Origin of the sequence: Paraburkholderia sp. RL17-373-BIF-A (assembly GCF_046030175.1) — a bacterium.
Lineage (GTDB): Bacteria > Pseudomonadota > Gammaproteobacteria > Burkholderiales > Burkholderiaceae > Paraburkholderia.
In genome coordinates this window covers 23,377-49,140 of sequence record NZ_JARESO010000006.1, presented here as the reverse complement: position 1 = coordinate 49,140, position 25,764 = coordinate 23,377, and the positions used below count along the sequence as shown (strand labels likewise).

General features: G+C 63.5%; 23 protein-coding genes. 4 read left to right on the top strand and 19 right to left on the bottom strand.

Annotated features, from left to right (window positions below):
• Nucleotides 1-33 precede the first annotated feature (33 nt).
• The 4 genes from galE to P0D80_RS09295 are packed head-to-tail and all read right to left on the bottom strand — an operon-like array spanning nucleotide 34 to nucleotide 4,346.
• Complete coding sequence (gene galE / locus P0D80_RS09310) at nucleotides 34-1,056, bottom strand: UDP-glucose 4-epimerase GalE (protein WP_408283066.1); 1,023 nt, start codon at nucleotides 1,054-1,056, stop codon at nucleotides 34-36.
• Nucleotides 1,057-1,068: 12 nt separating this feature from the next.
• Nucleotides 1,069-2,217 (bottom strand): glycosyltransferase family 4 protein, encoded by a 1,149-nt coding sequence (locus tag P0D80_RS09305; protein WP_342960083.1) that lies wholly within the window; start codon nucleotides 2,215-2,217, stop codon nucleotides 1,069-1,071.
• 39 nt (nucleotides 2,218-2,256) lie between these two features.
• Nucleotides 2,257-3,087, bottom strand: coding sequence for a glycosyltransferase (locus tag P0D80_RS09300; RefSeq protein WP_408283063.1), 831 nt, complete (start codon nucleotides 3,085-3,087; stop codon nucleotides 2,257-2,259).
• Nucleotides 3,084-4,346 (bottom strand): oligosaccharide flippase family protein, encoded by a 1,263-nt coding sequence (locus P0D80_RS09295; RefSeq protein WP_408283451.1) that lies wholly within the window; start codon nucleotides 4,344-4,346, stop codon nucleotides 3,084-3,086. Before P0D80_RS09295 ends, P0D80_RS09300 begins: the two co-directional genes overlap by 4 nt.
• A 289-nt stretch (nucleotides 4,347-4,635) precedes the next feature.
• Between P0D80_RS09295 and P0D80_RS09290 the strand changes: the two genes are divergently transcribed.
• The 4 genes from P0D80_RS09290 to waaA all read left to right on the top strand — a co-directional run bounded on the left by P0D80_RS09290 (nucleotide 4,636) and on the right by waaA (nucleotide 9,569).
• Nucleotides 4,636-6,030 (top strand): phosphomannomutase/phosphoglucomutase, encoded by a 1,395-nt coding sequence (locus P0D80_RS09290; protein ID WP_132375807.1) that lies wholly within the window; start codon nucleotides 4,636-4,638, stop codon nucleotides 6,028-6,030.
• A gap of 228 nt (nucleotides 6,031-6,258) precedes the next feature.
• Nucleotides 6,259-7,254, top strand: coding sequence for a lipopolysaccharide heptosyltransferase I (waaC, locus tag P0D80_RS09285; RefSeq protein WP_408283060.1), 996 nt, complete (start codon nucleotides 6,259-6,261; stop codon nucleotides 7,252-7,254).
• 49 nt (nucleotides 7,255-7,303) lie between these two features.
• Nucleotides 7,304-8,188 (top strand): Kdo hydroxylase KdoO, encoded by an 885-nt coding sequence (kdoO, locus tag P0D80_RS09280; RefSeq protein WP_132375803.1) that lies wholly within the window; start codon nucleotides 7,304-7,306, stop codon nucleotides 8,186-8,188.
• Between the two features lie 70 nt (nucleotides 8,189-8,258).
• A complete protein-coding gene (gene waaA, locus P0D80_RS09275) occupies nucleotides 8,259-9,569 on the top strand; it encodes a lipid IV(A) 3-deoxy-D-manno-octulosonic acid transferase (protein ID WP_408283057.1) in 1,311 nt (436 codons plus the stop codon).
• Nucleotides 9,570-9,605: 36 nt separating this feature from the next.
• Here the strand turns inward: waaA and ureG are convergent, their stop codons facing one another.
• From ureG to urtA, 15 genes are all read right to left on the bottom strand, one after another.
• A complete protein-coding gene (gene ureG, locus P0D80_RS09270; RefSeq protein ID WP_132375800.1) occupies nucleotides 9,606-10,259 on the bottom strand; it encodes an urease accessory protein UreG in 654 nt (217 codons plus the stop codon).
• Nucleotides 10,260-10,270: 11 nt separating this feature from the next.
• Nucleotides 10,271-10,951: an urease accessory protein UreF gene (locus P0D80_RS09265; RefSeq protein WP_408283448.1), complete on the bottom strand. Its 681-nt coding sequence runs from the start codon at nucleotides 10,949-10,951 to the stop codon at nucleotides 10,271-10,273.
• On the bottom strand, nucleotides 10,938-11,633 hold the full coding sequence (gene ureE / locus P0D80_RS09260) for an urease accessory protein UreE (protein ID WP_408179411.1): 696 nt from the start codon (nucleotides 11,631-11,633) through the stop codon (nucleotides 10,938-10,940). Before ureE ends, P0D80_RS09265 begins: the two co-directional genes overlap by 14 nt.
• Before the next feature lie 3 nt (nucleotides 11,634-11,636).
• Nucleotides 11,637-13,343, bottom strand: coding sequence for an urease subunit alpha (gene ureC / locus P0D80_RS09255; protein ID WP_132375796.1), 1,707 nt, complete (start codon nucleotides 13,341-13,343; stop codon nucleotides 11,637-11,639).
• 58 nt (nucleotides 13,344-13,401) lie between these two features.
• The gene (locus tag P0D80_RS09250) at nucleotides 13,402-13,707 is read right to left on the bottom strand and encodes an urease subunit beta (protein ID WP_408179412.1); all 306 of its coding nucleotides are present in this window, start codon (nucleotides 13,705-13,707) and stop codon (nucleotides 13,402-13,404) included.
• 28 nt (nucleotides 13,708-13,735) lie between these two features.
• Nucleotides 13,736-14,038: an urease subunit gamma gene (ureA, locus tag P0D80_RS09245; RefSeq protein ID WP_011487082.1), complete on the bottom strand. Its 303-nt coding sequence runs from the start codon at nucleotides 14,036-14,038 to the stop codon at nucleotides 13,736-13,738.
• Nucleotides 14,039-14,213: 175 nt separating this feature from the next.
• Nucleotides 14,214-15,017, bottom strand: a complete 804-nt coding sequence (locus P0D80_RS09240; RefSeq protein WP_132375792.1) for a transporter substrate-binding domain-containing protein — start codon at nucleotides 15,015-15,017, stop codon at nucleotides 14,214-14,216.
• A gap of 258 nt (nucleotides 15,018-15,275) precedes the next feature.
• Nucleotides 15,276-16,379 (bottom strand): acyltransferase family protein, encoded by a 1,104-nt coding sequence (locus P0D80_RS09235; protein ID WP_408179413.1) that lies wholly within the window; start codon nucleotides 16,377-16,379, stop codon nucleotides 15,276-15,278.
• Between the two features lie 35 nt (nucleotides 16,380-16,414).
• Nucleotides 16,415-17,857, bottom strand: coding sequence for a hypothetical protein (locus P0D80_RS09230; protein WP_408179414.1), 1,443 nt, complete (start codon nucleotides 17,855-17,857; stop codon nucleotides 16,415-16,417).
• A gap of 635 nt (nucleotides 17,858-18,492) precedes the next feature.
• On the bottom strand, nucleotides 18,493-19,374 hold the full coding sequence (locus P0D80_RS09225) for an urease accessory protein UreD (protein ID WP_408179415.1): 882 nt from the start codon (nucleotides 19,372-19,374) through the stop codon (nucleotides 18,493-18,495).
• A gap of 116 nt (nucleotides 19,375-19,490) precedes the next feature.
• Complete coding sequence (gene urtE, locus P0D80_RS09220) at nucleotides 19,491-20,183, bottom strand: urea ABC transporter ATP-binding subunit UrtE (protein WP_408179416.1); 693 nt, start codon at nucleotides 20,181-20,183, stop codon at nucleotides 19,491-19,493.
• A 33-nt stretch (nucleotides 20,184-20,216) separates the two neighbouring features.
• Nucleotides 20,217-21,080, bottom strand: a complete 864-nt coding sequence (gene urtD, locus P0D80_RS09215; protein ID WP_132375785.1) for an urea ABC transporter ATP-binding protein UrtD — start codon at nucleotides 21,078-21,080, stop codon at nucleotides 20,217-20,219.
• Complete coding sequence (urtC, locus tag P0D80_RS09210) at nucleotides 21,077-22,261, bottom strand: urea ABC transporter permease subunit UrtC (RefSeq protein WP_408179417.1); 1,185 nt, start codon at nucleotides 22,259-22,261, stop codon at nucleotides 21,077-21,079. Before urtC ends, urtD begins: the two co-directional genes overlap by 4 nt.
• A 1-nt stretch (nucleotide 22,262) precedes the next feature.
• A complete protein-coding gene (gene urtB, locus P0D80_RS09205; RefSeq protein ID WP_408283051.1) occupies nucleotides 22,263-23,924 on the bottom strand; it encodes an urea ABC transporter permease subunit UrtB in 1,662 nt (553 codons plus the stop codon).
• Between the two features lie 197 nt (nucleotides 23,925-24,121).
• Complete coding sequence (urtA, locus tag P0D80_RS09200) at nucleotides 24,122-25,420, bottom strand: urea ABC transporter substrate-binding protein (RefSeq protein ID WP_408283048.1); 1,299 nt, start codon at nucleotides 25,418-25,420, stop codon at nucleotides 24,122-24,124.
• Between the last annotated feature and the right edge of the window lie 344 nt (nucleotides 25,421-25,764).

Below are 25,764 nucleotides of genomic sequence, written 5' to 3'. Positions count from 1 at the left end.
GGCTCCTTCGCGCCGCCGTCGACTTCATTCAACTTACGCGAATCCTTGTGGATTCGTGGATTGCCAGCGCCAGTGGTCCTCGCACATCCGCTCGATGCCGAACTGAGCGCGCCAGCCGATGATCTTCTCGGCCGCGGCCGGATCGGCGAAACACGAGGCGACGTCGCCGGGGCGGCGCGCCACGATTTCATACGGCACCGGCCGGCCGGCGGCTTTCTCGAATGCCTTGACCACATCGATCACGCTATAGCCCTGGCCGGTGCCGAGGTTCACGACGAAGCTGGCGTCGCGTTTGACCAGTGCGTCGAGCGCGGCCAGATGTCCGCGCGCCAGATCGACGACGTGGATATAGTCGCGCACGCCGGTGCCGTCGGGCGTGTCGTAGTCGCCGCCGAACACGCGCAGTTTCTCGAGCTTGCCGACCGCGACCTGCGCGACATACGGCATCAGGTTGTTCGGAATGCCGGCGGGATCTTCGCCGATCAGGCCGCTCTCGTGCGCGCCGACCGGATTGAAGTAGCGCAGCGTGGCAATGCGCCACGACGGATCGGCGAGTTCCAGATCGCGCAGCACCTGCTCGGCAATCAGCTTCGACTGGCCGTAGGGATTGGTGGCCGACAGCGGGAACGACTCGTCGATCGGCGAGCTCTTCGGCACGCCGTAGACGGTGGCCGACGAACTGAACACGAACTGCTTGACGTGACGGTCGCGCATCACGCCGAGCAAGGTTAGCAGGCTGCCGACGTTGTTGCTGTAGTACTCGATCGGCTTGGCCACCGACTCGCCAACCGCCTTCAGCGCGGCAAAGTGAATCGCGCCCGTGATCGGGTGGGCGTCGAAAATACGGTTGAGCGCCGCTTCGTCGCGCGCATCGGCTTCGTAGAAGGTCACCGCCTTGCCGGCGATCTTTTCCACGCGCCGCAGCGATTCGCGGTTGCTGTTCACGAGATTGTCGATTACCACGACGTCGTAACCGCCGTTCAGCAGTTCGACACAGGTGTGCGAGCCGATAAAGCCCGCGCCGCCCGTTACCAGAATCGTGCCCTTCGTGGTCATGCTGTTGCTCCGTTAAAGTAAAACGCCCGTCATTTTCTGCACCAGGTCCTTATACGTTTCGACGACCACGCGCTCGTCGAATTCTTCCGCGACTTTCTTCCGGCCGCGTTCTGCCATGGCCCGCCGCTCCGCGCCGCTCATGTCGAGCATGCGCGCCAGCGTGGCCGCAAGGCTTTCTGCATTGCGCACTTCGCACAGCAATCCGTTGACGCCGTCCGCCACCACCTCGCGGCAGCCCGGCACGTCGGTCGCGACGATCGGCCGGCCCATGGCCGAGGCTTCCATCAGCGTGCGCGGCACGCCTTCGCGATACGACGGCAGGACCACGCAATCCGCCTCGGCGATGAGAGGCCGCACGTCGTGCGCCTCACCAAGATACTCGATGATGCCTTCCTGCTCCCACGCCGCCACTTCCTCGCGTGTAATCGCGCTGGGATTGTCGACGCCCACCGGACCGAGCAATTGGAACCGTGCGTGCGGGTAACGTTCATGCAAACGCCGCGCGGCTTCGACATATTCGCCCACGCCCTTGTCCCACAGCAGCCGCCCGATCAGCACGAAGCGGTAATCGGTCCGCTCGGGCAACGGCGTAAAGGCGAACTGCGCGAGGTCGACGCCTTCGCCGTGCAGCAACCTCGCGCGCTCAGGATGCACCAACAAATTCCGTTCGACAAACGCGGCTTGATCGTCGCGATTCAAAAACCATATTTCGCGCGGGAAACGGAACGCAAAACGATACAGTTTTTTGGCCACTTGCGCGGCGCGGCTGTGCTGGATGAACACGTAGCCCAATCCGGTTGTGACCGCAACCGACTGCACGCCCGCCAGCTTCGCGGCGATCGAACCGTAGATATTCGGCTTGATCGTGTAATGGAACACCACGTGCGGGCGGATGGTCCTGTATTGCCGGTAGAGCGCGTATAGCGTGCGCAGGTCGTCGCGTGGACTGGTACTTTTGGAGGCGACCGGCAATTCGATGCAGCGGCAGCCCATGGCCGTGAGCAGTTCGAACGTGCGGTCGCGCGGCGCGAGCACCGTCACGTCGACGCCGCGTCCAACCAGCATACGGATCAGCCCTTGCCGATAGGTATAGATTGCCCAGGCGGTGTTACAGACGAGTGTAATGCGCAACGCGGGCGTCGACTTCAAGGCAGGCTTCATGCGGGAACGAGCTCGGCGGTGAATGGGGTGGTGAATGATTTAATGGCTGGCGCGCGGCGTGAGCAGGCTGCGTTTGATCCGCTGCAGCGCGCGGTAAGGCGTCACCAGATGCAGCAGATTTTTGGCGAGGCCTAGCCAATCGTACAGATTGGCGGCGTTGAAGTAGCGCAGTTGCAGCCGCAGCGTCGAACTCACCTGGCGGCGCCGTTTGGTCGCGCTGATGCCGCCTTCGTTCAGTTCGTAGTACAGCCCTAGCTCAGGCAGGTTCGCGCAGTCGTAGCGCTCCATCAGCCGCACGAACAGATCGAGGTCCTCGGCGGAGGGGTACTCGGCGCGGTAGTTGCCGACCGCGCGCACGGCGTCGATGCGCAGCATCATCGAAGGATGCGCGAGGCATGAACGGAAGAAGCGCAAGCGACGGATCGCGTCCGGTTCAGCGGGTGGCGTCAGCATGAAGAGCGGCTTGCCTTCGCGGGTGACGACCTGCGTCCACATGCCGAGGCCGGCCACGCGCGGATGCAATTCCATGAACACGCGTTGTTTGGCGAGCCGCCGCGGCACGCTGCGGTCGCCCGCGTCGATGCGCGCCGCATAGCGAAAGCCGCGCTGCGCAAGGGCGTCGATGCCGGTTTGCAATGCGCGTTCGATCCCGCCGTTGCGCGCCATGCGCAGCACTTCGATCTTCATATTGGCGATGACCGGCGCGACGATCGGCGGCGAGCTGCCGTCATCGACGATCAACACGTGCACCGGCGCGCTTTCACTGAACGACGCGAGCGTGAGGTCGACGTCGGCTTGGCCGTTGTAGGCGGGAATCAGGACCGCGACGTCGTCGAGAGTCATTTGCGCGGTGGCGGATGCGTTCGTCATGGGCGCAATTTGAAACGAATGTAATAAAGATTAACCGACGCGGCCGCCAGATAGCCGGCCGCGAGGCCCACCAGCGCGCCGTACGCGCCAAGTCGCGCAATGGCCAGCAGATTGACTACGAACGCGACGGCCAGCGCCAGCAGCCACTTCGCGAGCAACACGAACTTGGCCTGATATTTCAGCACGATCAGATTGCCGATCGCCTCGATGCCGGCGGGTACCGACAGCCACACGGCCCAGCGGAAAATCTCGATCGCGCCTTCGAACTGCGGCCCGAACACACGGCGGATGATCAGTCCGGCGAGCAGATCCAGCACGATCGCGCCACTCACCATCAGCGCCGCGGTCATGGCGGTGAGCCGCCACATGTTGCGGCGCAACTGGGCGGCTTCCTGCACACGATAGACGAAGGCGGGCGCAATGGTCTGCGCGAGCATCAAGGCGAGCGTGATCCAGTTTTCGTTCAACTGCTGGGCGGCGGAATAGCGTCCGAGATCAGCGAAGGAAATGGCTCGTTCGAGCATCAACCGGTCCAGTTTCAGGAACAGATACATACAGATCAGGCCAAGCCAGAACACGGTGCCGGCGCTCGCGAAGTGCTTGAACAGAGAACGGTCGAGATGCCAGCCAAGCTTGCCGCCATGCCGGCGCATGTAATAGATCAGCAGGACCGCGCCGATCGCCGCCGATTCGAGCGCCCACAGCCAGCCGAAGCGCGCGGGCGTGGCCGCCGCGCGCACCAGCAGATAGACCAGAGCGGCCTTGAGCACCGCGGTGCTCATGCTGGTGAGCAACTGCGGCTTGCTGTAGGTCATGCTTTGCAGCCACGCGTTGATCACGCCGACGAACGGTTCGCGAAACAGCATGGTCACGGCGAGGCCGGCGAGCATGGCGCCGACCAGCGGCTCGAAGAAGTGCAGGGCGATGCCGAGCCAGGTCAACAGCAAGGCTGCGACCGACACGGAAATGCGCAGCGCGAAGGCGCTGCCGAGCACCGTGCCGAGCTGCGCCGGCGGCCGGTTGACGATGGTGGGCACCAGAATCTCGGCGCCGCACACCCAGGTAATGGGCGAGAGCACCAGCAGCAGCGTGTTCGCGTATTGCCATTTGCCGAACGTGTCCGGCCCGAAGTAGCGCGCCAGCATGCCGCTGATCACGATCGCCACGCCGATCTGCGTGAGCCGCTCCAGCCCGAGCCAGACGATATTCGTGAAGGCGCGCGTGACGTCCGGATTGGCGAAGCGTTTGAGCGTCAGCATCCTCTGGCCGCTCGCCGGTCCGCTTGCGCCGGGCATGCCGGCGGCGCCGTGAGCGCGAGCGGCGCGCATGACCCGAGCGGCGTGCGCGCGTTTGCCCACCCAGCCGACTGTCGCGGCAACTTTACATTTGGAGGGCGTCTAAGCATTAGAATGGTGCTATAAGGCTGGTCCGAAAAGCGCAATTATAAGTTGGAACCGGATCGCTTCCGGCAAGGGCGCATCGCTGTGTTTTACCGATTCATCAGCGGTGCGCCGGTCAAAATTTTCCATTGCACGCAAGTGAGCCAACATGATCTCCAAATCTATTTTCAAGGCGTATGACATTCGCGGTGTAATCGGCAAGACGCTCGACGCCGATGCAGCGCGTTCGATCGGCCGCGCGTTTGGCAGCGAAGTGCGGGCGCAAGGCGGCGACGCCGTGGTGGTCGCGCGTGACGGTCGCCTGTCGGGCCCCGAACTGGTCCAGGCGTTGTCGGACGGCCTGCGTGCGGCCGGCGTCGACGTGGTCAACGTGGGCATGGTGCCCACGCCGGTCGGCTACTTCGCGGCCAGCGTACCGTTGCAGCTCGACGGCGGCGAGCGCCGCGTCGATTCGTGCATCGTCGTGACGGGTAGTCATAATCCGCCGGACTACAACGGCTTCAAGATGGTCCTGCGCGGCGCGGCGATTTACGGCGAACAGATTCTCGCGCTGCATCAGCGCATCGTCGACGAGAACTTCTCCGAAGGTAGCGGTACGTACACCGAGTACGACATCGCCGACGCCTATCTCGAGCGTATCGCCGGCGACATCAAGCTCGCGCGTCCCATCAAGATCGTGGTGGACACCGGCAACGGCGTGGCCGGCGGCCTCGCACCCCTGCTGTTCAAGAAGCTCGGCTGCGAACTGGTCGAACTGTTCACCGAGATCGACGGCAACTTCCCGAACCATCACCCGGACCCGGCTCATCCGGAAAACCTCCAGGACGTGATCCGCGCGCTGAAGGAAACGGACGCTGAAATCGGCTTCGCGTTCGACGGCGACGGCGACCGCCTCGGTGTGGTCACCAAAGACGGCCAGATCATCTATCCGGACCGCCAACTCATGCTGTTCGCCGAAGAAGTGCTGTCGCGCAACAAGGGCGCGCAGATCATTTACGACGTGAAGTGCACGCGCAACCTGGCCAAGTGGGTGAAGGACAAGGGCGGCGAGCCGCTCATGTGGAAGACCGGCCACTCGCTCGTCAAGGCGAAGCTGCGTGAAACCGGCGCGCCGCTGGCGGGCGAAATGAGCGGCCACGTGTTCTTCAAGGACCGCTGGTACGGTTTCGACGACGGCCTGTACACGGGCGCGCGTCTGCTCGAAATCCTCACGCGCGTGGAAGACCCGAGCAAGCTGCTGAACTCGCTGCCGAACTCGAACTCCACGCCGGAACTGCAACTGAAGCTCGAAGAAGGCGAAAACTTCGAACTGATCGCGCGCCTGCAGCAAAACGCCAAGTTCACCGGCGCGGACGACGTCGTGAAGATCGACGGCCTGCGCGTCGAGTATCCGGACGGCTTCGGCCTCGCGCGTTCGTCGAACACTACGCCGGTCGTGGTGATGCGTTTCGAAGCCGATAACGACGCGGCGCTCAAGCGCATCCAGGAAGATTTCCGCCGTGTGATCATGGCGGAGAAGCCGGACGCGAAGCTGCCGTTCTAAACGCATGAGCGGCGCCGCGGTTCGGTTCGAACCGCGGTGGCCGTCGAACGCGGCGCGGGTTGCTCTTACCGCGCCGCGTTTTTTCATGCCATTTACATGTAACGCGCTAGAATTGCCGTCCTCGCGAGAAAACGCCGGGCCGCCCTAGGTTTTCTCATCGCCCACCGGGGTTCGGGGGCTCTCTCAACGCATCTTCGGGCCGGATAGCCGGTTTTCCCACTCTTGAGCGTGCAAAAGATACTGATCGTGAGGGTGTCGTCATTGGGCGACGTCGTTCACAACATGCCGGTGATCGCCGACATCCGACGCCGCCATCCCGACGCCCAGATCGACTGGCTGGTCGAAGAAAGCTTCGTGGGCCTCGTGCAACTCGTGAACGGCGTGCGGCGGGCGATTCCCGTGTCCCTGCGGCGCTGGCGCAAGCGCATTCTGTCGGTCGACAACTGGCGCGAGATCGGCGCTTTCCGCCGCGCGCTTGCCGCCGAACACTACGACCTCGTGATCGACTGCCAGGGGCTTATCAAGACCGCGTGGGTCGCGAGCATGGCGCGCGGGCCGCTGGCCGGCCTTGCGAACCGCACCGACGGCGCGGGCTTCGAATGGCCGGTGCGCTTCTTCTACGACAAGCGCGTGCCGATCGCGCCGCGCACCCATGTGGTCGAGCGCACGCGCCAACTGGTGGCCGCGGCGCTGGACGACCCGCCGCCGCAACCCACCGACGACATCGACTTCGGCATCGACACCGGGCGCGCCGCGCTGGCTTTGTCGGAGGCGAATCTGAATCTGCCGGTGCCGTACGTCGTGTTCGTGCACGCCACGTCGCGCGCCGACAAGCAGTGGCCCGACACCGCTTGGATCGAACTGGGGCAGTCGCTGGTGCGGCGCGGCGCGTCGATCGTGCTGCCGTGGGGCAGCGAGGAGGAGCGCGCCACCAGCGAGCGCCTCGCCAAGGAATTCGGTGCGGCGGCCATCGTGCCGCCAAAGCTCTCGTTGCCGGCGGTGGTCGGCCTGATCGAAGGCGCGGCCGCCACGGTCGGTGTTGACACAGGTCTGGTTCACATCGCCGCGGCGCTGAAGCGGCCCACGGTCGAGTTGTACAATTTCTCCACTGCGTGGCGTACTGGCGGCTACTGGTCGCCGGACGTCGTCAATCTCGGCACGGCCGGACAGCCGCCCACGCTGCAACAGGTGAAGTCGGCACTCGCGGGCTTCGGCCTGCTATGACCCGTCCGGGGCGCTTCGCCTTGCGCTCCAACCGTTTTCAAGGGCGACCATGAACGAAACCCAGATCATCGAAGTAGCGAACGCCGACTGGCACGGACGCAATCTGTCCGTGCCGCGCGAGACGCTGCTTGCCGGCGTCGAACGCGGCAAAGTGCTGTATTTCCCCAATCTGCGCTTCGCGATCGAAGGCGGCGAACAGGCGCTGCTCGACCCCGCGCTCGCCGATCCGAGCCGCAAGAACATCAGCCTCGAACCCAATGGCGGCGCGTTGCACGGCGTGGCCGGCGACGCCGTTACGCAATCCGCCGTGCGCGCGTTGATCGCGCGTTATCAGACCAATGCGCGCACGCTGGTCGACGGGCTTTTTCCCGAATACAACGGCAGGCTGCGCGTGGCGCCGACCAGCCTGCGGCTGCATCAGGTGGAAACGCGCGAGACGTCATGGCGCAAAGACGATAGCCGTCTGCATGTGGACGCCTTTCCTTCGCGGCCGAACTACGGCGAGCGCATTCTGCGCGTGTTCACCAACGTCAATCCGCATGGCGCGCCGCGCGTATGGCGTGTCGGCGAACCGTTCGAGGACATGGCCAAACGCTTCCTGCCGCGCATCAAGCCGCAGATGCCGGGCGCGGCGTGGCTGTTGAACCTGCTGCACGTGACCAAGTCGCCGCGCAGCGAGTACGACCATCTGATGCTGCATCTGCACGACGGCATGAAGGCCGATCTCGACTATCAGAAGTCGAGCCCGCAGGAGACCATGCCGTTTCCGCCCGGCAGCGTGTGGGTGTGTTTCTCGGATCAGACTTCGCACGCGGTGATGTCCGGCCAGTTCATGCTGGAGCAGACCTTCTTCCTGCCGGTCAAGTCGATGGCGCAACCGGAATGCGCGCCGCTCGGCATTCTCGAGCGCCTGAAGGGCAGGGCGCTGGTTTGAGCGCCGCGCCCCTCCATTTGCCGATTCCGCTCTGCGCGTTGGCTGGTTCCTTCAGTCGGACGGAGCGCCGATGCTGAGGGCGATCTATCACGCGCTCTGGTGGATCATCGCGCCGCTGGCGGTATTGCGCCTGATGATCCGCTCGCGCAAGGAACGCGGCTATCGCGAGCATATCGGTGAGCGGTTCGGTTACTCGCGCGGCCGGTTGCCTGAAGACGATGCCCCGCTGATCTGGGTGCACGCGGTGTCCGTGGGTGAGACGCGCGCCGCGCAACCGCTGATCGACGCGTTGATGAAGGCGCGTCCCGACGCACGCATTCTGCTGACGCACATGACGCCGAGCGGGCGCGCCACCGGCGAGCAGATTTTCGGCGACCGCGTGTTGCGCAGCTATCTGCCGTACGACATGCCGCATGCCGTGCGGCGGTTCTTGCGGACGTGGCGGCCGTCGCTCGGTCTGGTGATGGAAACCGAAGTGTGGCCGACGCTGATCGACGAATGCCGTCGCGCGGATGTGCCGCTGGTGCTCACCAATGCGCGGATGTCGGCGCGCTCGTACAAGCGCGCGGCCAAGTTCGGCAGTGCGACCAAGGACGTGTTCGGCGGCTTTGCGCGCGTGCTGGCGCAGAGTCCATCGGATGCCGAGCGGCTGACCGCGCTCGGCGCGCGCAACGCCGCCGTGCTCGGCAATCTGAAATTCGACATGAGCACGCCGCCGGAGCTGGCGGCGCGCGGGCATGCATGGCGCGCGGCGATCGGCGCGCGTCCAGTGTGGGTCGCGGCGAGCACGCGCGAAGGCGAAGAGGAACTGGTGCTGCAGGCGTTCGCGGCGCTCGGTATCGACAACGCGCTGCTGATTCTCGTGCCGCGTCACCCGCAACGTCTCAACGAAGTGGCGGGGCTGGTCGAGAAGGCCGGGCTACGGCTCGAGCGCCGCTCGGCGTGGGCGCCGGATGCGAACGTGGCATCGGCGGCAAGCAGCGGCGTGCCTGCGCTGCCTGCGCGCGTGAACGTGCTGCTGGGCGATTCGATGGGCGAATTGGGCGCTTACTATGCCGCTTCGGATCTGGCGTTCATCGGCGGCAGTCTGTTGCCGTTGGGCGGGCAGAACCTGATCGAGGCGTGCGCGGTCGGTGTCCCGGTGCTGATCGGCCCGCACGTATTCAACTTTACGCAAGCCACCGCGGATGCCGTGGCGGCGGGCGCCGCCGTGCAGGTGAAAGATCCGGCCGATCTGGGGCGCGCGTTGCGTGAACTGTTTGGCGACAAGGCGCGCAGGCTGGCTATGGGCGGCGCAGCGTCGGCGTTCGCGGCGCGCCATCGCGGCGCGACGGCGCGGACCGTGGATGTGTTGATGGCGTTGTTGCCGGAGGGGGAGTGAGAGCGTGGGCGCAAACGCGGCACGCGCGCCCGCGCCTTACACCTTCAACAACCCCTTCTCCTCGATAAACTTCACCACCACATCCAAGCCGTCGAGCGCCTTCAGATTGCACATCACGAAGGGCCGCTCACCGCGCATCTTCTTCGCGTCCGACGCCATCACTTCGAGATTCGCGCCGACCATCGGCGCAAGGTCCGTCTTGTTGATCACCAGCAGATCGGACTTCGTGATGCCGGGGCCGCCTTTACGCGGAATCTTCTCGCCACCCGCCACGTCGATCACATAGATCGTCAGGTCCGACAGTTCCGGACTGAACGTCGCCGCGAGGTTGTCGCCGCCCGATTCGATGAACACGATGTCGGCATCGGGAAAACGCGTCAGCATGCGGTCGACGGCTTCGAGATTGATCGACGCGTCCTCGCGAATCGCCGTGTGCGGACAGCCGCCCGTCTCGACGCCCATGATCCGTTCAGCCGGCAACGCGCCCGCTACCGTCAACAGACGCTGGTCCTCTTTCGTATAGATGTCGTTGGTGATGGCGACGAGGTCGTACTGTTCGCGCATCGCCTTGCAGAGCATTTCGAGCAGCGTGGTCTTGCCCGAGCCGACCGGGCCGCCGACGCCCACGCGCAGCGGCGGCAGTTTCTTCGTGCGGACGGACGAATGGGCAGGATGATGAGGTGCGTTCATGGTAGTTCGTGTTATGAGCGAAAGAGCCGCGAATACTGCGACTCGTGACGCGCCGAGAGAATGCCGAGTTGCGGCGCGAAGGTGTTGATGTTTTCGGGCGACGTGGCCATGGCGCGCGTGACGGCGGCATCGATCGGCTCGCGCAACGCGACGATGATGCGTTGACCGGCGAGCTGGCCCAACGGCACGGCCTTCAACGCGGCGGCCGCCTGGTTTTCCACCCAGCTGAAGGCGTAGGCGGCGAGGGCGGCGTCGACGGCTGCGTCGTGGGCGTAGGCGGCGAAGGCAAACGCGGTGGGTTGAGCGAGCGGCGTCATCGAGGCGAGCGTCGCGCGTCGCTCGGCATCGCCCCATTCGAGCGATACGCACAGCTGCCGCAACGACCAGCCCATTTGTTCCGTTTCGCGGCGCAATTCCGCGGATTCACGGCTCGCCAGGAATTCGCTGTTGGCGTGCGCGAGGGCCGAGGCGTCATGCGTGCGCCAGCGTTCCATCTGATGCGCAAGGAAAGGCAGTTCGGCGTGCGCGAGCACGTCGGTCAAGCCGCTGGCGATCCACTCGCGGGCGGAGTCGGCATCGGTGATCAGTTGTGCTTCGATGGCCGCTTCGAGACCCTGCGAGTAGCTGAAAGCGCCAATCGGCAGCGCCGGCGACGCAAGATGCAGCAGCGCCGTCAGTTCAGCGATGCGCATGATGGTGGTGATGCCCGTGACCGCACGATTCGTCGTGGACGTGATCGCCGTGATCGTGGTCATGATCGTGCGCGTGCTCATGGCCGTGCTCATGGCCGTGCGAATGCGCATGCCCTTGCGCCGCGTGGCTATGCCCATGCTCATGGTCATGCGAATGCTCATGCCCATGATGCTCGCCGAACACCTGCTGCGCGAGCGCATAGTCTTCGGCGAAGGTTTCGTCGTGACCATGCTTATGGCCGCCGCCATACGCGCCGGATTCCGGCTGGAACGGCATCGAGACCTGATCGACCGTCGCGCCGATGCGCTTGAGCATGTCGGCCAGCACCGGATCGTATTCGAGCTTCAGATAGTCCGCACCGACTTCCACCGGCGTGTGGCGATTGCCGAGGTGATAGGCGGCGCGCGTGAGCGTCAACGCATCTTTCGCGCGCACGTAGAGCACCGTTTCCGGCGCGGCGACGACGCGCACGAGGCCGCCGTCGTCGGCGACCAGGACGTCGCCCTCACGCAGCACAGTGCCGCGCGGCAGCAGCAGCGCGACTTCTTCGCCGCTATCGAGCGTGGCCGCGAGCCGGCTCTTGCGCCGGTCGTCGAACGCCAGCGTCAGGGTCGGTGCGCGCTTGACCAGCACGGGTGCGAGCTTCAGATGCGGCGCGATGAGTTTGTCGATGGTGCGCATGATTTAGAACAGAAAGTAGCGTTGCGCCATCGGCAGCACGGTGGCCGGTTCGCAGGTCAGCAACTGACCGTCGGCGATCACCTGATAGGTTTCCGGATCGACGCTGATCGCCGGGCGCCACGCATTGTGGATCATGTCTGCCTTCGAGATGTTGCGGCAGTTCCTGACCGCAACGATACGCTTGTTCAGGCCGTAGCGTTCGCCGACGCCGGCATCGGCGGCGATCTGCGAGACGAAGGTCAGCGACGTGCGTCCCAATGCGCCGCCGCGCGTCGCGAACATCTCGCGATAATGCACCGGCTGCGGCGTCGGAATCGACGCGTTGGGATCGCCCATCTGCGCCATGGCGATCATGCCGCCCTTGAGGATCAGCGACGGCTTGATGCCGAAGAACGCCGGTTCCCAGAACACCAGGTCAGCCCACTTGCCCGGCTCGATCGAGCCGACTTCATGCGCGATGCCGTGCGTGATCGCCGGGTTGATCGTGTACTTGGCGACGTAGCGCTTCGCACGGAAGTTGTCGTGGTGCGCATTGTCCTCTGGCAGCGCGCCGCGTTGCACCTTCATCTTGTGCGCCGTCTGCCACGTGCGGATGATCACTTCGCCGACTCGGCCCATGGCCTGCGAATCCGACGACAGCATCGACAGCGCGCCGAGATCGTGCAGGATGTCTTCGGCGGCAATCGTTTCGCGGCGAATGCGCGATTCGGCGAACGCGATGTCTTCCGCAATCGACGGATCGAGGTGATGGCACACCATCAGCATGTCGAGGTGCTCTTCGAGCGTGTTGACAGTGTACGGGCGCGTCGGATTGGTCGAGGAGGGCAGCACGTTCGCTTCGCCGCACACCTTGATGATATCCGGCGCGTGGCCGCCGCCCGCGCCTTCCGTGTGATACGTGTGGATCGTGCGGCCCTTGAACGCGGCCACGGTCGCTTCGACGAAACCCGCTTCGTTCAGCGTGTCCGTGTGGATTGCGACCTGCGTGTCGGTATCGTCGGCGACGGAGAGACAGTTGTCGATCGCCGCCGGCGTGGTGCCCCAGTCCTCGTGCAACTTCAAACCGATGGCGCCCGCGGCGATCTGTTCGAGCGCGGGCTGCGGCTGGCTCACGTTGCCTTTGCCGAGAAAGCCGAGATTCATCGGATAACCGTCGGCGGCTTGGAGCATGCGTTCGAGATGCCACGGACCCGGCGTACAGGTCGTGGCGTTCGTGCCCGTGGCCGGACCGGTGCCGCCGCCGAGCATGGTGGTCACACCGCTCGCGAGCGCTTCCTCGATCTGCTGCGGGCTGATGAAGTGAATATGCGTGTCGATGCCGCCCGCCGTCACGATCAGGCCTTCGCCCGCGATCACTTCGGTGGAGGCGCCGATCGCGATCGTCACGTTCGGCTGGATGTCGGGATTGCCCGCTTTGCCGATCGCGGCGATGCGGCCGTCCTTGATGCCGATGTCGGCCTTGACGATGCCCCAGTGATCCAGAATCACGGCATTCGTCACGACGGTATCGACCACGTCGGCATGCACGCGCTGCGACTGGCCCATGCCGTCGCGAATCACTTTGCCGCCGCCGAACTTCACTTCTTCGCCGTAGGTGGTGAAGTCACGCTCGACTTCGATCAGCAATTCAGTGTCGGCGAGGCGCACGCGGTCGCCGGTGGTGGGGCCGAACATTTCCGCGTACGCGCGGCGGCCAATGCGTAAGGTCATGGTGTGGGTCCGGAAATGAACAGGGCGATCTGGGCTCGTGACGAGAGAGGGAGGGGCCTCACAGCTTGCCCATCACCTTGCCGTTGAAGCCGTAGACGACGCGATCGCCCGCCAATGCAACCAGTTCGACGGTGCGCTCCTGGCCGGGTTCGAAGCGCACGGCGGTGCCCGCCGCGATGTTCAGCCGGAACCCGCGCGCGGCTTCGCGATCGAACGCGAGCGCCTCGTTCACTTCATAGAAGTGATAGTGCGAGCCGATTTGCACCGGACGGTCGCCGGTATTCGACACGACCACCGTGACGGTGGCGCGGCCCGCGTTGAGTTCGTGTTCGCCATCGTCGATGAGGAGTTCGCCGGGAATCATCTGGGGCTGCCTTATGTGATTTCGGTGATTAGGGAATCGGATGGTGAACGGTGACGAGCTTGGTGCCGTCGGGGAACGTGGCTTCGACCTGAATGTCGGGAATCATCTCCGGCACGCCTTCCATGACGTCGTCGCGGGTGAGCAGGGTGGTGCCGTAGTGCATCACCTCGGCGACGGTCTTGCCGTCGCGAGCCGCTTCCATCAGCGCGGCGGTGATGAAGGCGATCGCTTCCGGATAGTTCAGTTTGAGGCCGCGCGCACGGCGCCGTTCGGCAAGCAGTGCGGCGGTGAAGATCAGCAGCTTGTCCTTCTCGCGAGGTGTCAGCTTCATCGAATGAGTGCGTAGGGTTGCAACGGTCGTTGTGACGATCCCGGGCGGGACCGGCCGCGACAATGATAGACGCTGCGCGTCATGGCCGCGATCGCGTGCGCTGCACGGGATGTGTCCATGACGAGTGCAATGCCGGATAAGCCAGTCACGGTATCAAGTTCGGCTAACGGCGCGCTTACAGATCAGCCGGCAGCGGCGCGCTGAACCACTTCTTCGACATCGTGTTGAGCGTGCCGTCCTGCTTCGCTTGCACGATGGCAGCGTTCACTTTTTGCTGCAGGCGTGGCTCGTTCTTGTTCATGCCAACGAAGCACGGCGAATTCTTGATGACAAACTTCGGTTCCGGACGGCGCGGCGGATTCTTCGCGAGGATCGCGGCCGCGACGATGTTGCCCGCGGCGATCAACTGCACCTGTCCCGACAGGAACGCGGCGATAGTCGCGTTGTTGTCCTCGAAGCGCTTGATGGTCGCGTTCGGCGCCATTTGCGTGAGACCGATTTCCTCCAGCGCGCCGCGGGTTGCGCCGACCGTCTTGCCGGTCAGATCCGCGGGGCCGCTGACCTTGATATCGGCGGGACCGAACACGCCCTGGTAATACGGCGCATAGGCGGTCGAAAAATCGATCACCTTCTCGCGATCCGGCGTCTTGCCGAGCGACGAGATCACCAGATCGACCTTGCCAGTTTGCAGATAGGGGATGCGATTGGCGCTATTGACCGGCACGAGTTCGAGCTTCACGTTCATCGACTTCGCGAGCAGGGCGGCGGTGTCGATGTCGTAGCCTTGCGGCTTCATGTCCGCGCCGACCGAACCGAACGGCGGATAGTCTTCCGGCACGGCGACTTTGAGCACACCCGCCTTGGCGATGTTATCGAGCGTATCCGCGTGAGCGGCGGGCGCATTGACGGCGAGGACGGGCGAGAGCAGCAGTGCGGCGAGCCAGGCGCGACGCGCGGGGCGAAGAGTCGATCGAGTCATGTTCTGTGAGCGGTGGTGGCGACGAGCCGGTCGGCTGCCGTCAGGACGCGGCAGCATCGTGGGGAATGGCGATGCAAGGTATGTGCCATGGCGGTGCAGCATGGGCTGGCGGGACGGGAGAACGAGCAATGCACTCAGTTGAGGCGTCGACATGCGCCGGATTGGTGCGTGCCCTGTCTTACGCCGGTGAAAGGCCACAACGTGTCAGTGAAGCAGCGCTCCTGCTTGACGCCGACACGACTGTCCCAATGACCAAAGTCACGCACGTGACTTTGCGGCCTTGTCAGGACTCCGCGGAGCGGCGCCTGAAAACGGCGTGCCTTCGCTCCGCACTGCCGCAAGCTCATCGAAGCCTGCCCAACTCGCGATTCCAAGGCGCTTCGTTATCAGATAGATCGCTATCGGTAACGCCAAACCGGCCGCACTCCCGAGCACGAAGTGGACAAGTGGCTGACTGATGCCGCGGGCCAGCAACGCGTTCCAGACCAACGCGGTTGCGAACACATGCAGGAGGTAGACCGGCTTCCACGAGGAGCCGATCGACGCGATCCAGCGCGACGTTCGCCATATCGGCAGGCACCGTCCAACCGAAAGGGCCGCCGCGATACCCAGAAAACTTGTCAGCAGAGAATATAAGTTCAGATAGTGGCCTGAACGTTGCCCCATGATCGCGGCGGCCGCAAATGCGATTCCCGATACCAACGCGACGCGAAGGCCAGAGGCGTTGCCGCTTTGCCGGTCGGACCGCGAGGCGAGCAGCACGCCGGACAGAAAGAAGACAAGGCCCCAACACGTCATTGTGACAATGCCCAAGTGGCTTCGTATCGCGACGGTGGCACTGACGAGGATCATCGCGGCAATCAGGCCGCGATTTGCCACCGTCAACGCGCATCGGACCTTTGTGGGCCGTGGCCATACGGTGATGCACGCGACGATCTGACAGATGAACAGCGCGTAAAGAAACCAGAATTGCCCAACGGGTGCCGATGCCAGACGAGTCAATTCGAACTGCTCGGCGGCGTAGTCTTTATAGTCCGCGACGAGCCACTGCACAGCCATCTGCAATATCGACCACAGCAGATAGGGATAGAGCACGGCCAGGGCGATTGATTTCAGCAGCGCAGCGCGAGAGAGTTGCAAACACGCTAGCGTACTCATGCCGAGAAGGAAGAAGACCGTCGGGTATCCCAACGTGCTTGCGGCGTACTGAAGAATCTTCAGGACGCGAGACACGTGACCATCTTGCAGGAAACCGGCGTCGCTGATCCGGTGCAGCACTTCGGCGCACACGATCGCAATGATGGAAATTGCCAGGCCGCCTCTGATGCGTTCTTCTTTCACCATTCCCTCGTTCGGGTTCATGTTGCCATGCGATGCGGCCGGGCCTTCATGTAGTGCTAAAGCTGCACATCGAAAATCACGCACCAGTTGTCGAGGCGCATCGATTCGCGTCCGTCATTGAAGCGGATCGCGTCGCCCTGTGAATCCCGCAGATTGCCACGCGGACCATAACGGCTTCCCGCGACGCCAACGCCGTTGAATGCGTACTCAATGTGCGTACCGGCAGGGATAGGCGATTTAGCCGTAATGCTCACCTCGTCGGGTCCGGTGATCGATACCGACTGGATCGGCAGCAACTCGCCGGACGGCAGGCGCAACGAGAAACCATAGTCCGAATTGCCCGCAACCTGCGTCGTGTCCCATCTGAGAGGCGGGGCGGGGACATTGAAGCGCAGCACGGCCGTCGTGCCCTCGCGTCGCCAGTTCAACGGCTCGAGAGGCGTCCACGTCTGTTTGTCGATCAGAATCCTCTTCAGGACCAGCCCATAGTAGGCGCCCATCCATTCGGTGCTGCGATTGTCGGTATGTCCACCGTCCACGTAACGAAAGAGATACATCGGCACAGCCAGATGAATGTGTGGATCTTCGTGGCTGGCTTCCAGCAGCGCGAGCGCGATGTGCGGATACCGCTGATCGAAATGGCGATGCGTGGCCACCTGATAGGTGATCATCTCGACGTCCTGTTTCTGTCCCGTCAATGCCTTGGCATCGCGATCGACGTCGGCCCGCAAGCTCCTTAGCTTCGCAATGTAAGTCGGAATCGATGTCTGGCTGGAATCGTCGGCTTCCCCTTGCGTCCACGTGATTGCGCCGACGCCGTAAGTCTTGCCTTGGGCGTCTGCGAGCCGCTTTCCCTGGGCGATGTCTCGCAGCAACTGTGAGTAATAGCGCCCTGGTGCCGACAGCGTCGCAATGTCCATCGATCCTTCACCCGGTGCCGATCCAATGAACCGGTAGGGGAGTTCCGTATGACTTTGCAGGTTCTCCTGCTCGATCAATTGCATGGCCATATTCAGCGTCCCGCTGGTCGGCGTCTCGGCCTTGTCCCCCCATTGAGTCTCGACTAACGGTACGAACTGCTTGTACGCCACTTCGACGCCTTCGCTTTGCACGCCGTCTTGAGCCCGCACGCCGCCGTTGAATCGTAACGAGGAATAACGCTGACGGTTGGACAGCACGGGTTTATTAAAAAACCCTTGGCTGAGCGATTGGCCGTAGCTAATGACGTGAGTGATGTCCCAAGGCGCTGCGCCGTGCGGAATCCATGCCGAATAAGCCGGCTCGATGCGCCCATCGCCAGAACCTGCCTGTGATGCGTCGAAGATAGTCGTCGCGAACAGCGGGCTTGCCGCCGACACTTTCTGCACCGCCCAGCCGCCGGCCGACGAAGCAAGAACGAACTGGATCCGACTACCCGGCCGGCCGTCGACGTTTTGCACCACCACGTTCGCGTGGTTGCCGTCGACTTGCGTGTTGTAGGTTTCAGGCAGCGCTGTCAAGCGATCGCAGGCAGTCGCCGTCGACACATGCAAGAGCTGCTGGACCAGACTTTTAACATCAGCGAGCGCGACGCTCCCGGCTCCGCACGTTGTGCGGTTAAATCGCCACAGCGGGTCGAACTTGTCTCTCCATTCGTGCACAGCGCTTTCGATACCGCGATCCTCTGGAGAAAAGGCCGCGCGACTATCATGCTGCGAGCACGCGCAGCATACGATGGCCGGTAAGACGAGGTATACGAAACGCATTCGGTGATCCTTAGCGTTCATCTGCGCTGGACGATTGTAAGGGGATCGCGGAATGCGTTATGTGCGACCTCGCACGTAAATGGCCGCACGGACCCAGGCTAGGCCATACGATCTAAATGTCCAGACGTTTCAAGACATGCATGTACGAAGACCGCGACGGCGCGCGCAGCGCCGCCGGAAGAATGACGGCTGTGTCACGAACGCGGAATGGGCGAGAGCACGGATTCCAGATGCACCACTACCGCGACTGCGCGGGGGACCCGCTTATGGGCTAGCGGTGTGAAGCCGCTTTCTTTGCCTACTTTCTTTGCGGCATGCAAAGAAAGTAGGTGCCGCCCCGCACAGGGGCAACGCCAATAGACCACCGTGACTTCAAGGAAAGGCCAACCTCAAGTAGCCCAAATCCGCAAAGGCACCCCCTCAACCCCATGCACAACCGGCCGCAACTGAATCCAGCATTTGATAAGCGCCCGCTGCAGCATCTCCATCGACCTCGCAACCCCGCGCACGACGAGCACTCGAGAAGTCACACAAGAAGCGGCGACCCGAACAGAATCATCAAACGGCAGTTGAGCAGTCAACGCTTCAGCAAGCGCATCATCACAAGCATCCCCAACGGCCCAAAGCGTCCCATAGGCAGGAAACCCTGCCAACCCTTGAGCAGCATCGCGCAGCGAATCATTTGCCGAGAGACTGGCCCGTTCAAACCAGAGCAACTCCCCGTTAGCCCCAACAATCCGCGACACCGCACACAAGCGGCCATCGGACCACCGTTCACCAGCAGCCTGCCGCCCAAGCTGCGTCGCATCCCACCCGATCGCAGTCGCGCCTTCACCAAGCGTCAACGAAAAATCGAGCTTCGCATTCGCCTGATCGAAAACGATATTATTCTGCGGCAGCCAATCGAGCTTAGCCCGCTCACCGACGCGCACGGCGATATGCTGCTGCGCTTCACGTCCATTGGACTTGTACCACTTGGTCGCCCCCGGCGTGGTAATAACAGCATGCGCCCCGTCACCGACATCGACATCAATAGCAAGCCGATCCCCACCCGCGATCCCTCCAGGCGGATGCACGATCACCGCATGACAGACGCCATGTCCTTCAGGATAAAGCGCCCTTTGAACCCGCAACGGCCCATCATGCAACCGGTGCTTGAGCGTAGTCCGTTCGCCATCTTTGACGAACCCAAGTTCAAGACGCGCGCGCCATAGCGAATGCGCACCGGCCTGAGCGGCAGCGAGCGTAACGTGATTTTCGTGAAGCGACATGCGAATGGAATGCGACCAGACGGAGAAAAGCAAATCGTGCCTGCGCACGTCAGGCAACGCTCAACGGCGTTGCCACAGGATGCGGTGAGAATAGCACGCCGGCTCGCAGGTGCCGCTCACACGGCGATCAACGTCCGCACGCCATCCGCATCCATATTGGCGCCTTCTCCGCCCGCGATGATCTCGCCGCGGCTCATCACCCAATACCGATCGGCGATGTCCTTGGCGAAGTCGTAGTACTGCTCGACGAGCAGCACCGTCATGCCCATTTCCTCGACCAGTTGACGCAGCGTGCGGCCGATATCCTGAATGATCGACGGCTGGATACCCTCAGTGGGTTCATCGAGAATCAGCAATTGCGGATCGCTCATCAGCGCCCGCCCAATGGCAAGCTGCTGCTGCTGACCGCCGGAGAGATCCCCGCCGCGGCGGCTGCGCATATCCTTCAACACCGGAAACAGTTCGTAGATACGATCCGGGATCTTCTTGGGCGCTTTCTTGCTGGCGGCGCCCACCAGCAGATTTTCTTCGACGGTCAACCGCGGAAAGATATCGCGCCCCTGCGGCACATAAGCGAGGCCTTTTTCCACGCGAGAGTAGGTGGGCAGTTTGGTGATCGACGCACCGCGCCAGGCGATGGACCCGCTCTTCGTTTGCACGACGCCCATCAGGCAGCGCAGCAGCGTGGTCTTGCCCACGCCGTTGCGGCCGAGCAGAACGGTGAGTTTGCCGTCGGGCACGGTGAGCTTCACATCGCGCAGAATGTGGCTGCCGCCGTAGTACTGGTTCAGGTTTTCTACTTCTAGCATGTCCGTTCGACCCTTTTGTTACACCGACCCGTTTCACCGGCCCAGATAAGACTCGATGACCGTCTCGTCGCGCTTCACTTCGTCGAGCGTGCCGTGAGCGAGTACGCGTCCTTCGGCCATCACCGTGACCTTGCCGGCTTCGCCTGATAGCGCTGCGACGAACTCCATATCGTGCTCGACGACCATCATCGAACAGGTGCCGCGCAGATGATTGAGCAGCTCGGCGAGCTGCATGGTTTCGTCGTCGGTCATGCCGGCGGCCGGTTCGTCGAGCAGCAGCAACGCCGGCTGCTGCATCAGCAACATGCCGATTTCGAGCCGTTGCTTCTGACCGTGCGACAGCTCGCCCGCAAGACGTCGCGCTTCGCTCTCCAGACCGATCAGCGCCAACGTCTCTTCAATGCGTGCTTGCGCCTCGCGATCCAGACGCGCGCGTAACGAGGCCCACCAGCCCTTGTCGGCCTTCATCGCCAGTTCGAGGTTTTCCCACACGGGATGCTGTTCGAACACCGTGGGCTTCTGAAACTTGCGGCCGATGCCAGCACGCGCAATCGACGGCTCGTTCATGCGCGTCAGGTCGATCGACTGGCCGAGATACACCTTGCCGGAATCCGGCTCCGTCTTGCCGGTGATGACGTCCATCATCGTCGTTTTGCCGGCGCCGTTCGGACCGATGATGCAACGCAATTCGCCGGCATCGATCTGCAGGGTCAGCGCATTCAGCGCGCGAAAGCCGTCGAAGCTCACGGTCACGTCTTCGAGGTACAGGATCGTGCCGTGCGACACGTCGATCTCGCCGGGCACGACCGCATGCCCCATGCTCGCGACACCGCTCAACGAAGTTTCAGCGGGTTCTTCCGGTAAAGCCAGATCAGGAACCATCGGGTTTTCGTTCATGAGCGGTTCCTCTTGCGCGTCACGAGTTCGATCAGTCCCATGATGCCGTTCGGCAGGAACAGCGGGACCAGCACGAAAATCAGACCGAGAAAGAAGAGCCAGTATTCAGGGAAGTTCGCCGTGAAGAAGCTCTTCGCGCCATTCACCGCGAAGGCGCCGATGATCGGGCCGATCAAGGTGCCGCGTCCACCCACGGCGACCCAGATCGCCATTTCGATCGAGTTGCCCGGCGACATCTCGCCCGGATTGATGATGCCGACCTGCGGCACGTACAGCGCGCCGGCGATGCCGCACAACACGGCGGACACGGTCCACACGAACAGCTTGTAGGCGAGCGGGCTGTAACCGAGGAACATCAAACGCGTTTCGCCGTCGCGCACCGCGGTCACGACGCGGCCGAGCTTCGAAGTGACGATCGCCCGCGCGCCGAGGAAGGCGAGGATCAGCACCGCGAAGGTGATCAGCAAGAGGGCGGTGCGCGTGCCCGGATGCGTGATCGGAAAGCCGCCGATGCGCTTGAAGTCGGTAAAGCCGTTATTGCCGCCGAAGCCCGTTTCGTTGCGATAGAACAGCAGCATCGCGGCGAAGGTCATGGCTTGCGTGATGATCGACAGATAGACGCCCTTCACCCGCGAGCGGAACGTGAAGAAGCCGAACACCCACGCCACCACGGCCGGCACCAGCACCACCAGCAGCAGTGCGTAACCGAGATGCTGCGTGCCTTGCCAGTACCACGGCAGTTGATGCCAGTCGAGAAACACCATGAAGTCGGGCAGGTCGCTGCCGTATTTGCCTTCGTGACCGATCGAGCGCATTAGGTACATGCCGATCGCGTAGCCGCCGAGCGCGAAGAACAGGGCGTGTCCGAGGCTCAGAATGCCACAGTAGCCCCACACGAGATCGAGCGCGAGCGCCGCGATCGCGTAGCACATGAACTTGCCGGTGACCGTCGTCGCGTAGGCGGACAGATGCAGCGCGCTCGTCTCCGGCACCACCAGCGTGGCGAACGGCACGCCCAGGCCGAAGACGATGATCAACGCGATCAGCGCGAGCCATGCGCGCCGCGACAACAGCGCGGGGCGCGGCGGCAGGCCGAGTGCGAAACCTGCTTGCGGGTCGCGGCCGGCTAGTGCGCCGCCGCTCGTTGCGCCGACGTGAGCCGATGAGGTTGCCGATGTCATCTCATGCCTCCGCGCTGCGGCCCTTGAGGGCGAACATGCCCTGCGGACGCTTCTGGATGAACAACACGATCAGCACGAGCACGGCGATCTTCGCGAGCACCGCGCCCCAGAACGGTTCGATCGCTTTGCTGATGAGCCCGAGCCCGAAGCCGCCGATCACCGTGCCGGCCAGTTGACCGACGCCGCCCAGCACCACGGCCATGAACGAATCGATGATGTAGCTCTGGCCGAGGTCCGGTCCGACATTGCCGATCTGCGAGAGCGCACAGCCGCCCAGACCCGCGATGCCCGCGCCGAACGCGAACGCATACGAATCGACCCGTGCGGTCTTCACGCCGACGCAGGCCGCCATGCGCCGGTTCTGCGTGACGGCGCGCACGAAGAGACCGAGACGCGTCTTCGTGAGCACGGCCCATGCGATGCCGACCACGATCAGCGAGAACGCGAGAATCGCGAGCCGGTTGTACGGCAGGATCAGATTGGGCAAGACGGTGACGCCGCCGCTCATCCACGCCGGGTTGACCACCTGCACGTTCTGCGCGCCGAACAGCATGCGCGTTGCCTGAATCAGGATCAGGCTGATGCCGAACGTGGTTAGCAGCGTTTCGAGCGGACGGCCGTACAGATGCTTGAGCACCAGCCGTTCGAGCACGATGCCCACCAGTCCCGCGGCGACGAACGAGGCTGGAATGGCGAGCAGCGGATACCAGTCGAATGCGCCGGGCGCGAAGCGCTGAAACAGGTTCTGCACGACATAGGTCGCGTACGCGCCGATCATCAGAAATTCGCCGTGCGCCATGTTGATCACGCCGATCAGCCCGTACGTGATGGCGAGACCCAGCGCGGCGAGCAGCAGCACGCTGCCGAGCGACAGGCCCGCGAACAGCGTGCCGGCGATCTGGCTGCGGCGCTGGATCGCATCGAGTTCGTCGATGCCGCTTTGCGCGGCGGCGCGCACGCGGTCGTCGGCTTCCACGAAGGTGCCGTCGGGCTTCTTCGCGACGAGCGGCCGCAGCAGTTCGTTCATGTCGAGGTCGTGCCGCGCGGCGACCAGTTGCACGGCTTCGAGGCGCTTGGCCGGATCGGCGTCGTGCAGGGCCGTCATCGCCCACAGCGTGTCGAGGCGCTTCTTCAATGCGGGATCGGTTTCCTTCGCGCGAGCCGCGTCGACGAGCGGTTTGATCGACGGATCGGGGTTCTGCAGCAACGCCGTGACTGCGGCGGCACGCGTCGCCACGTCCGGTGCATCGAGTTGCAGACCGGACAACGCGCCGGCGACTTTCGAGCGCAGCAGGTTGTTTAGCGTGATCGGCTGGGCGTCGCCCGCGGCGATGGTCTTGCCGGTGACGGCATCGTGCGCGGTGTCGCCGTCCTGCAGCAGCACGGCGCCCGCGTCGGTGGCGAGCGCGCTGTCTTCGGATAGCGCTTTGAGCACCGCCATCGATTCCTTGTCGTGATTGGCGATCAGTTTGTCGATGGCTGCGGATTTCGCATCGAAATCGTCGCCGGCGAGCGGCGCGACATCGGCTTGCGTCAGCGCGAAGGCGGCCAGCGGCGCGCCGGCGAGCAGCACGAGCGCGATGCCGGCGATGCCGAGCCGCGCGAGTCGTCGTGCCAGTGTTCGTGCGCGTTGTCGTGTGAAGGTGAGGATCGAAAACGCCATGGTGGCCTTTGAAGAAAATCCGGCGGAGCGGCGCGGTATGTGGGCAAGCGCCGTTGCCGCGCCGTCGGGTTGCTGCGCGCGAAGGCCGTGCCGCCGGGCCGCCGGATCACGGCACGAACGCGGGCGCGGTGGGCACGCCCGTCGCGGGATGGCATCGGCATGTCACGGCGGCTTTGCCGCCGCGGCACGCCTTCCTGTCAGGCGACGCGCGAGCGCTTCAGGAACGCCGGGATCGAGCTGACCACATCCGGCTTGCTCGAATTGCCGGCAATGAACGGGCTCCACGGCTGCGCGCGGATCGCGGTCTTGGTCCGCCACACCACGTTGAACTGACCGTCGGCACGCACTTCGCCGATCATCACCGGTTTGTGCAGGTGGTGATTGCCGTCCATTTCCAGCGTGAAGCCCGACGGCGCTGCGAAACTTTGACCGACCATCGCCACGCGCACCTTGTCGACGTCCGTGCTCTTCGTTTTCTCGACCGCCTGCTTCCACAAATGGATGCCGACGAAGGTCGCTTCCATCGGGTCGTTGGTCACGCGCTTGGTGCCGCCCGGCAGGTTGTTCTGCGCGACCCATGCGGCCCATTGCTTCTTGAACTTCTCGTTGGCCGGGTTGCGCAGCGACATGAAGTAGTTCCATGCGGCCAGGTTGCCGACCAGCGGCTTCGTATCGATACCGCGCAGTTCTTCCTCGCCGACCGAGAACGCGACGACCGGCACGTCAGACGCCTTCAGCCCCTGGTTGCCCAGCTCCTTGTAGAACGGCACATTCGAGTCGCCGTTCACCGTCGAGATCACCGCGGTCTTGCCGCCTTGCGAGAACGTCTTGATGTTGGCGACGATGGTCTGATAGTCGCTATGGCCGAACGGCGTGTAGACCTCCTGGATATCGGCTTCCTGCACGCCCTTCGACTTGAGGAACGCGCGCAGGATCTTATTGGTCGTGCGGGGGTACACATAGTCGGTGCCCAACAGGAAGAAGCGCTTGGCGCCGCCGCCTTCCGCGCTCATCAGGTATTCGGTCGCCGGAATCGCCTGCTGGTTCGGCGCCGCGCCCGTGTAGAACACGTTGCGCGACATTTCCTCGCCTTCGTATTGCACCGGGTAGAACAGCAGGCCGTTCAGTTCCTCGAACACCGGCAGCACCGATTTACGCGACACCGAGGTCCAGCAGCCGAACACCACGGCGCACTTGTCCTGCGTGATCAGCTGACGCGCTTTCTCAGCGAAGAGCGGCCAGTTCGACGCCGGGTCGACCACCACCGGCTCCAGTTGACGGCCCATCACGCCGCCGTTCTTGTTGATGTCCGCAATGGTCATCAACGCGGTGTCCTTGAGCGAGGTCTCCGAGATCGCCATCGTGCCCGATAGCGAATGCAGAATACCCACCTTGATCGGACCGCTGCCGGACTGCGCCTGCGCAAAAGGAACCTGACCTGCAAGCGCCAGTGCGCCCGACATGGAGCCGAACTTCAACAGACTGCGACGTTTCATGTATATCCCCTTGCCATTGATGGTGACTGTTTATGGGCGTCGATTTCGGTCAGCAGGGCTTATCCCGCATGACTTGCCGCTTGTGTACTGCAAGGCACATGCCATGCAGTAAATTCGACGTGAACGGCGTGCGGTGCATGCTGCAGCGCGGCTGTGACTCGGCCGGCTTATGCGTAATGCGGCGCAGAATTGGTGCAGGACGGGCCGCTTCGCATCGTTCGGGTGCGTGCCGCGCCGCAACGAAGCGCGCGTGTCCGCCAGCGGGCATCAGCGGTGCATGGCCGCCGCCCCTTTGTGCATGGGCCGCGCTGTGCCTACACTGAAAGTCCACTCACGCGAGGAGA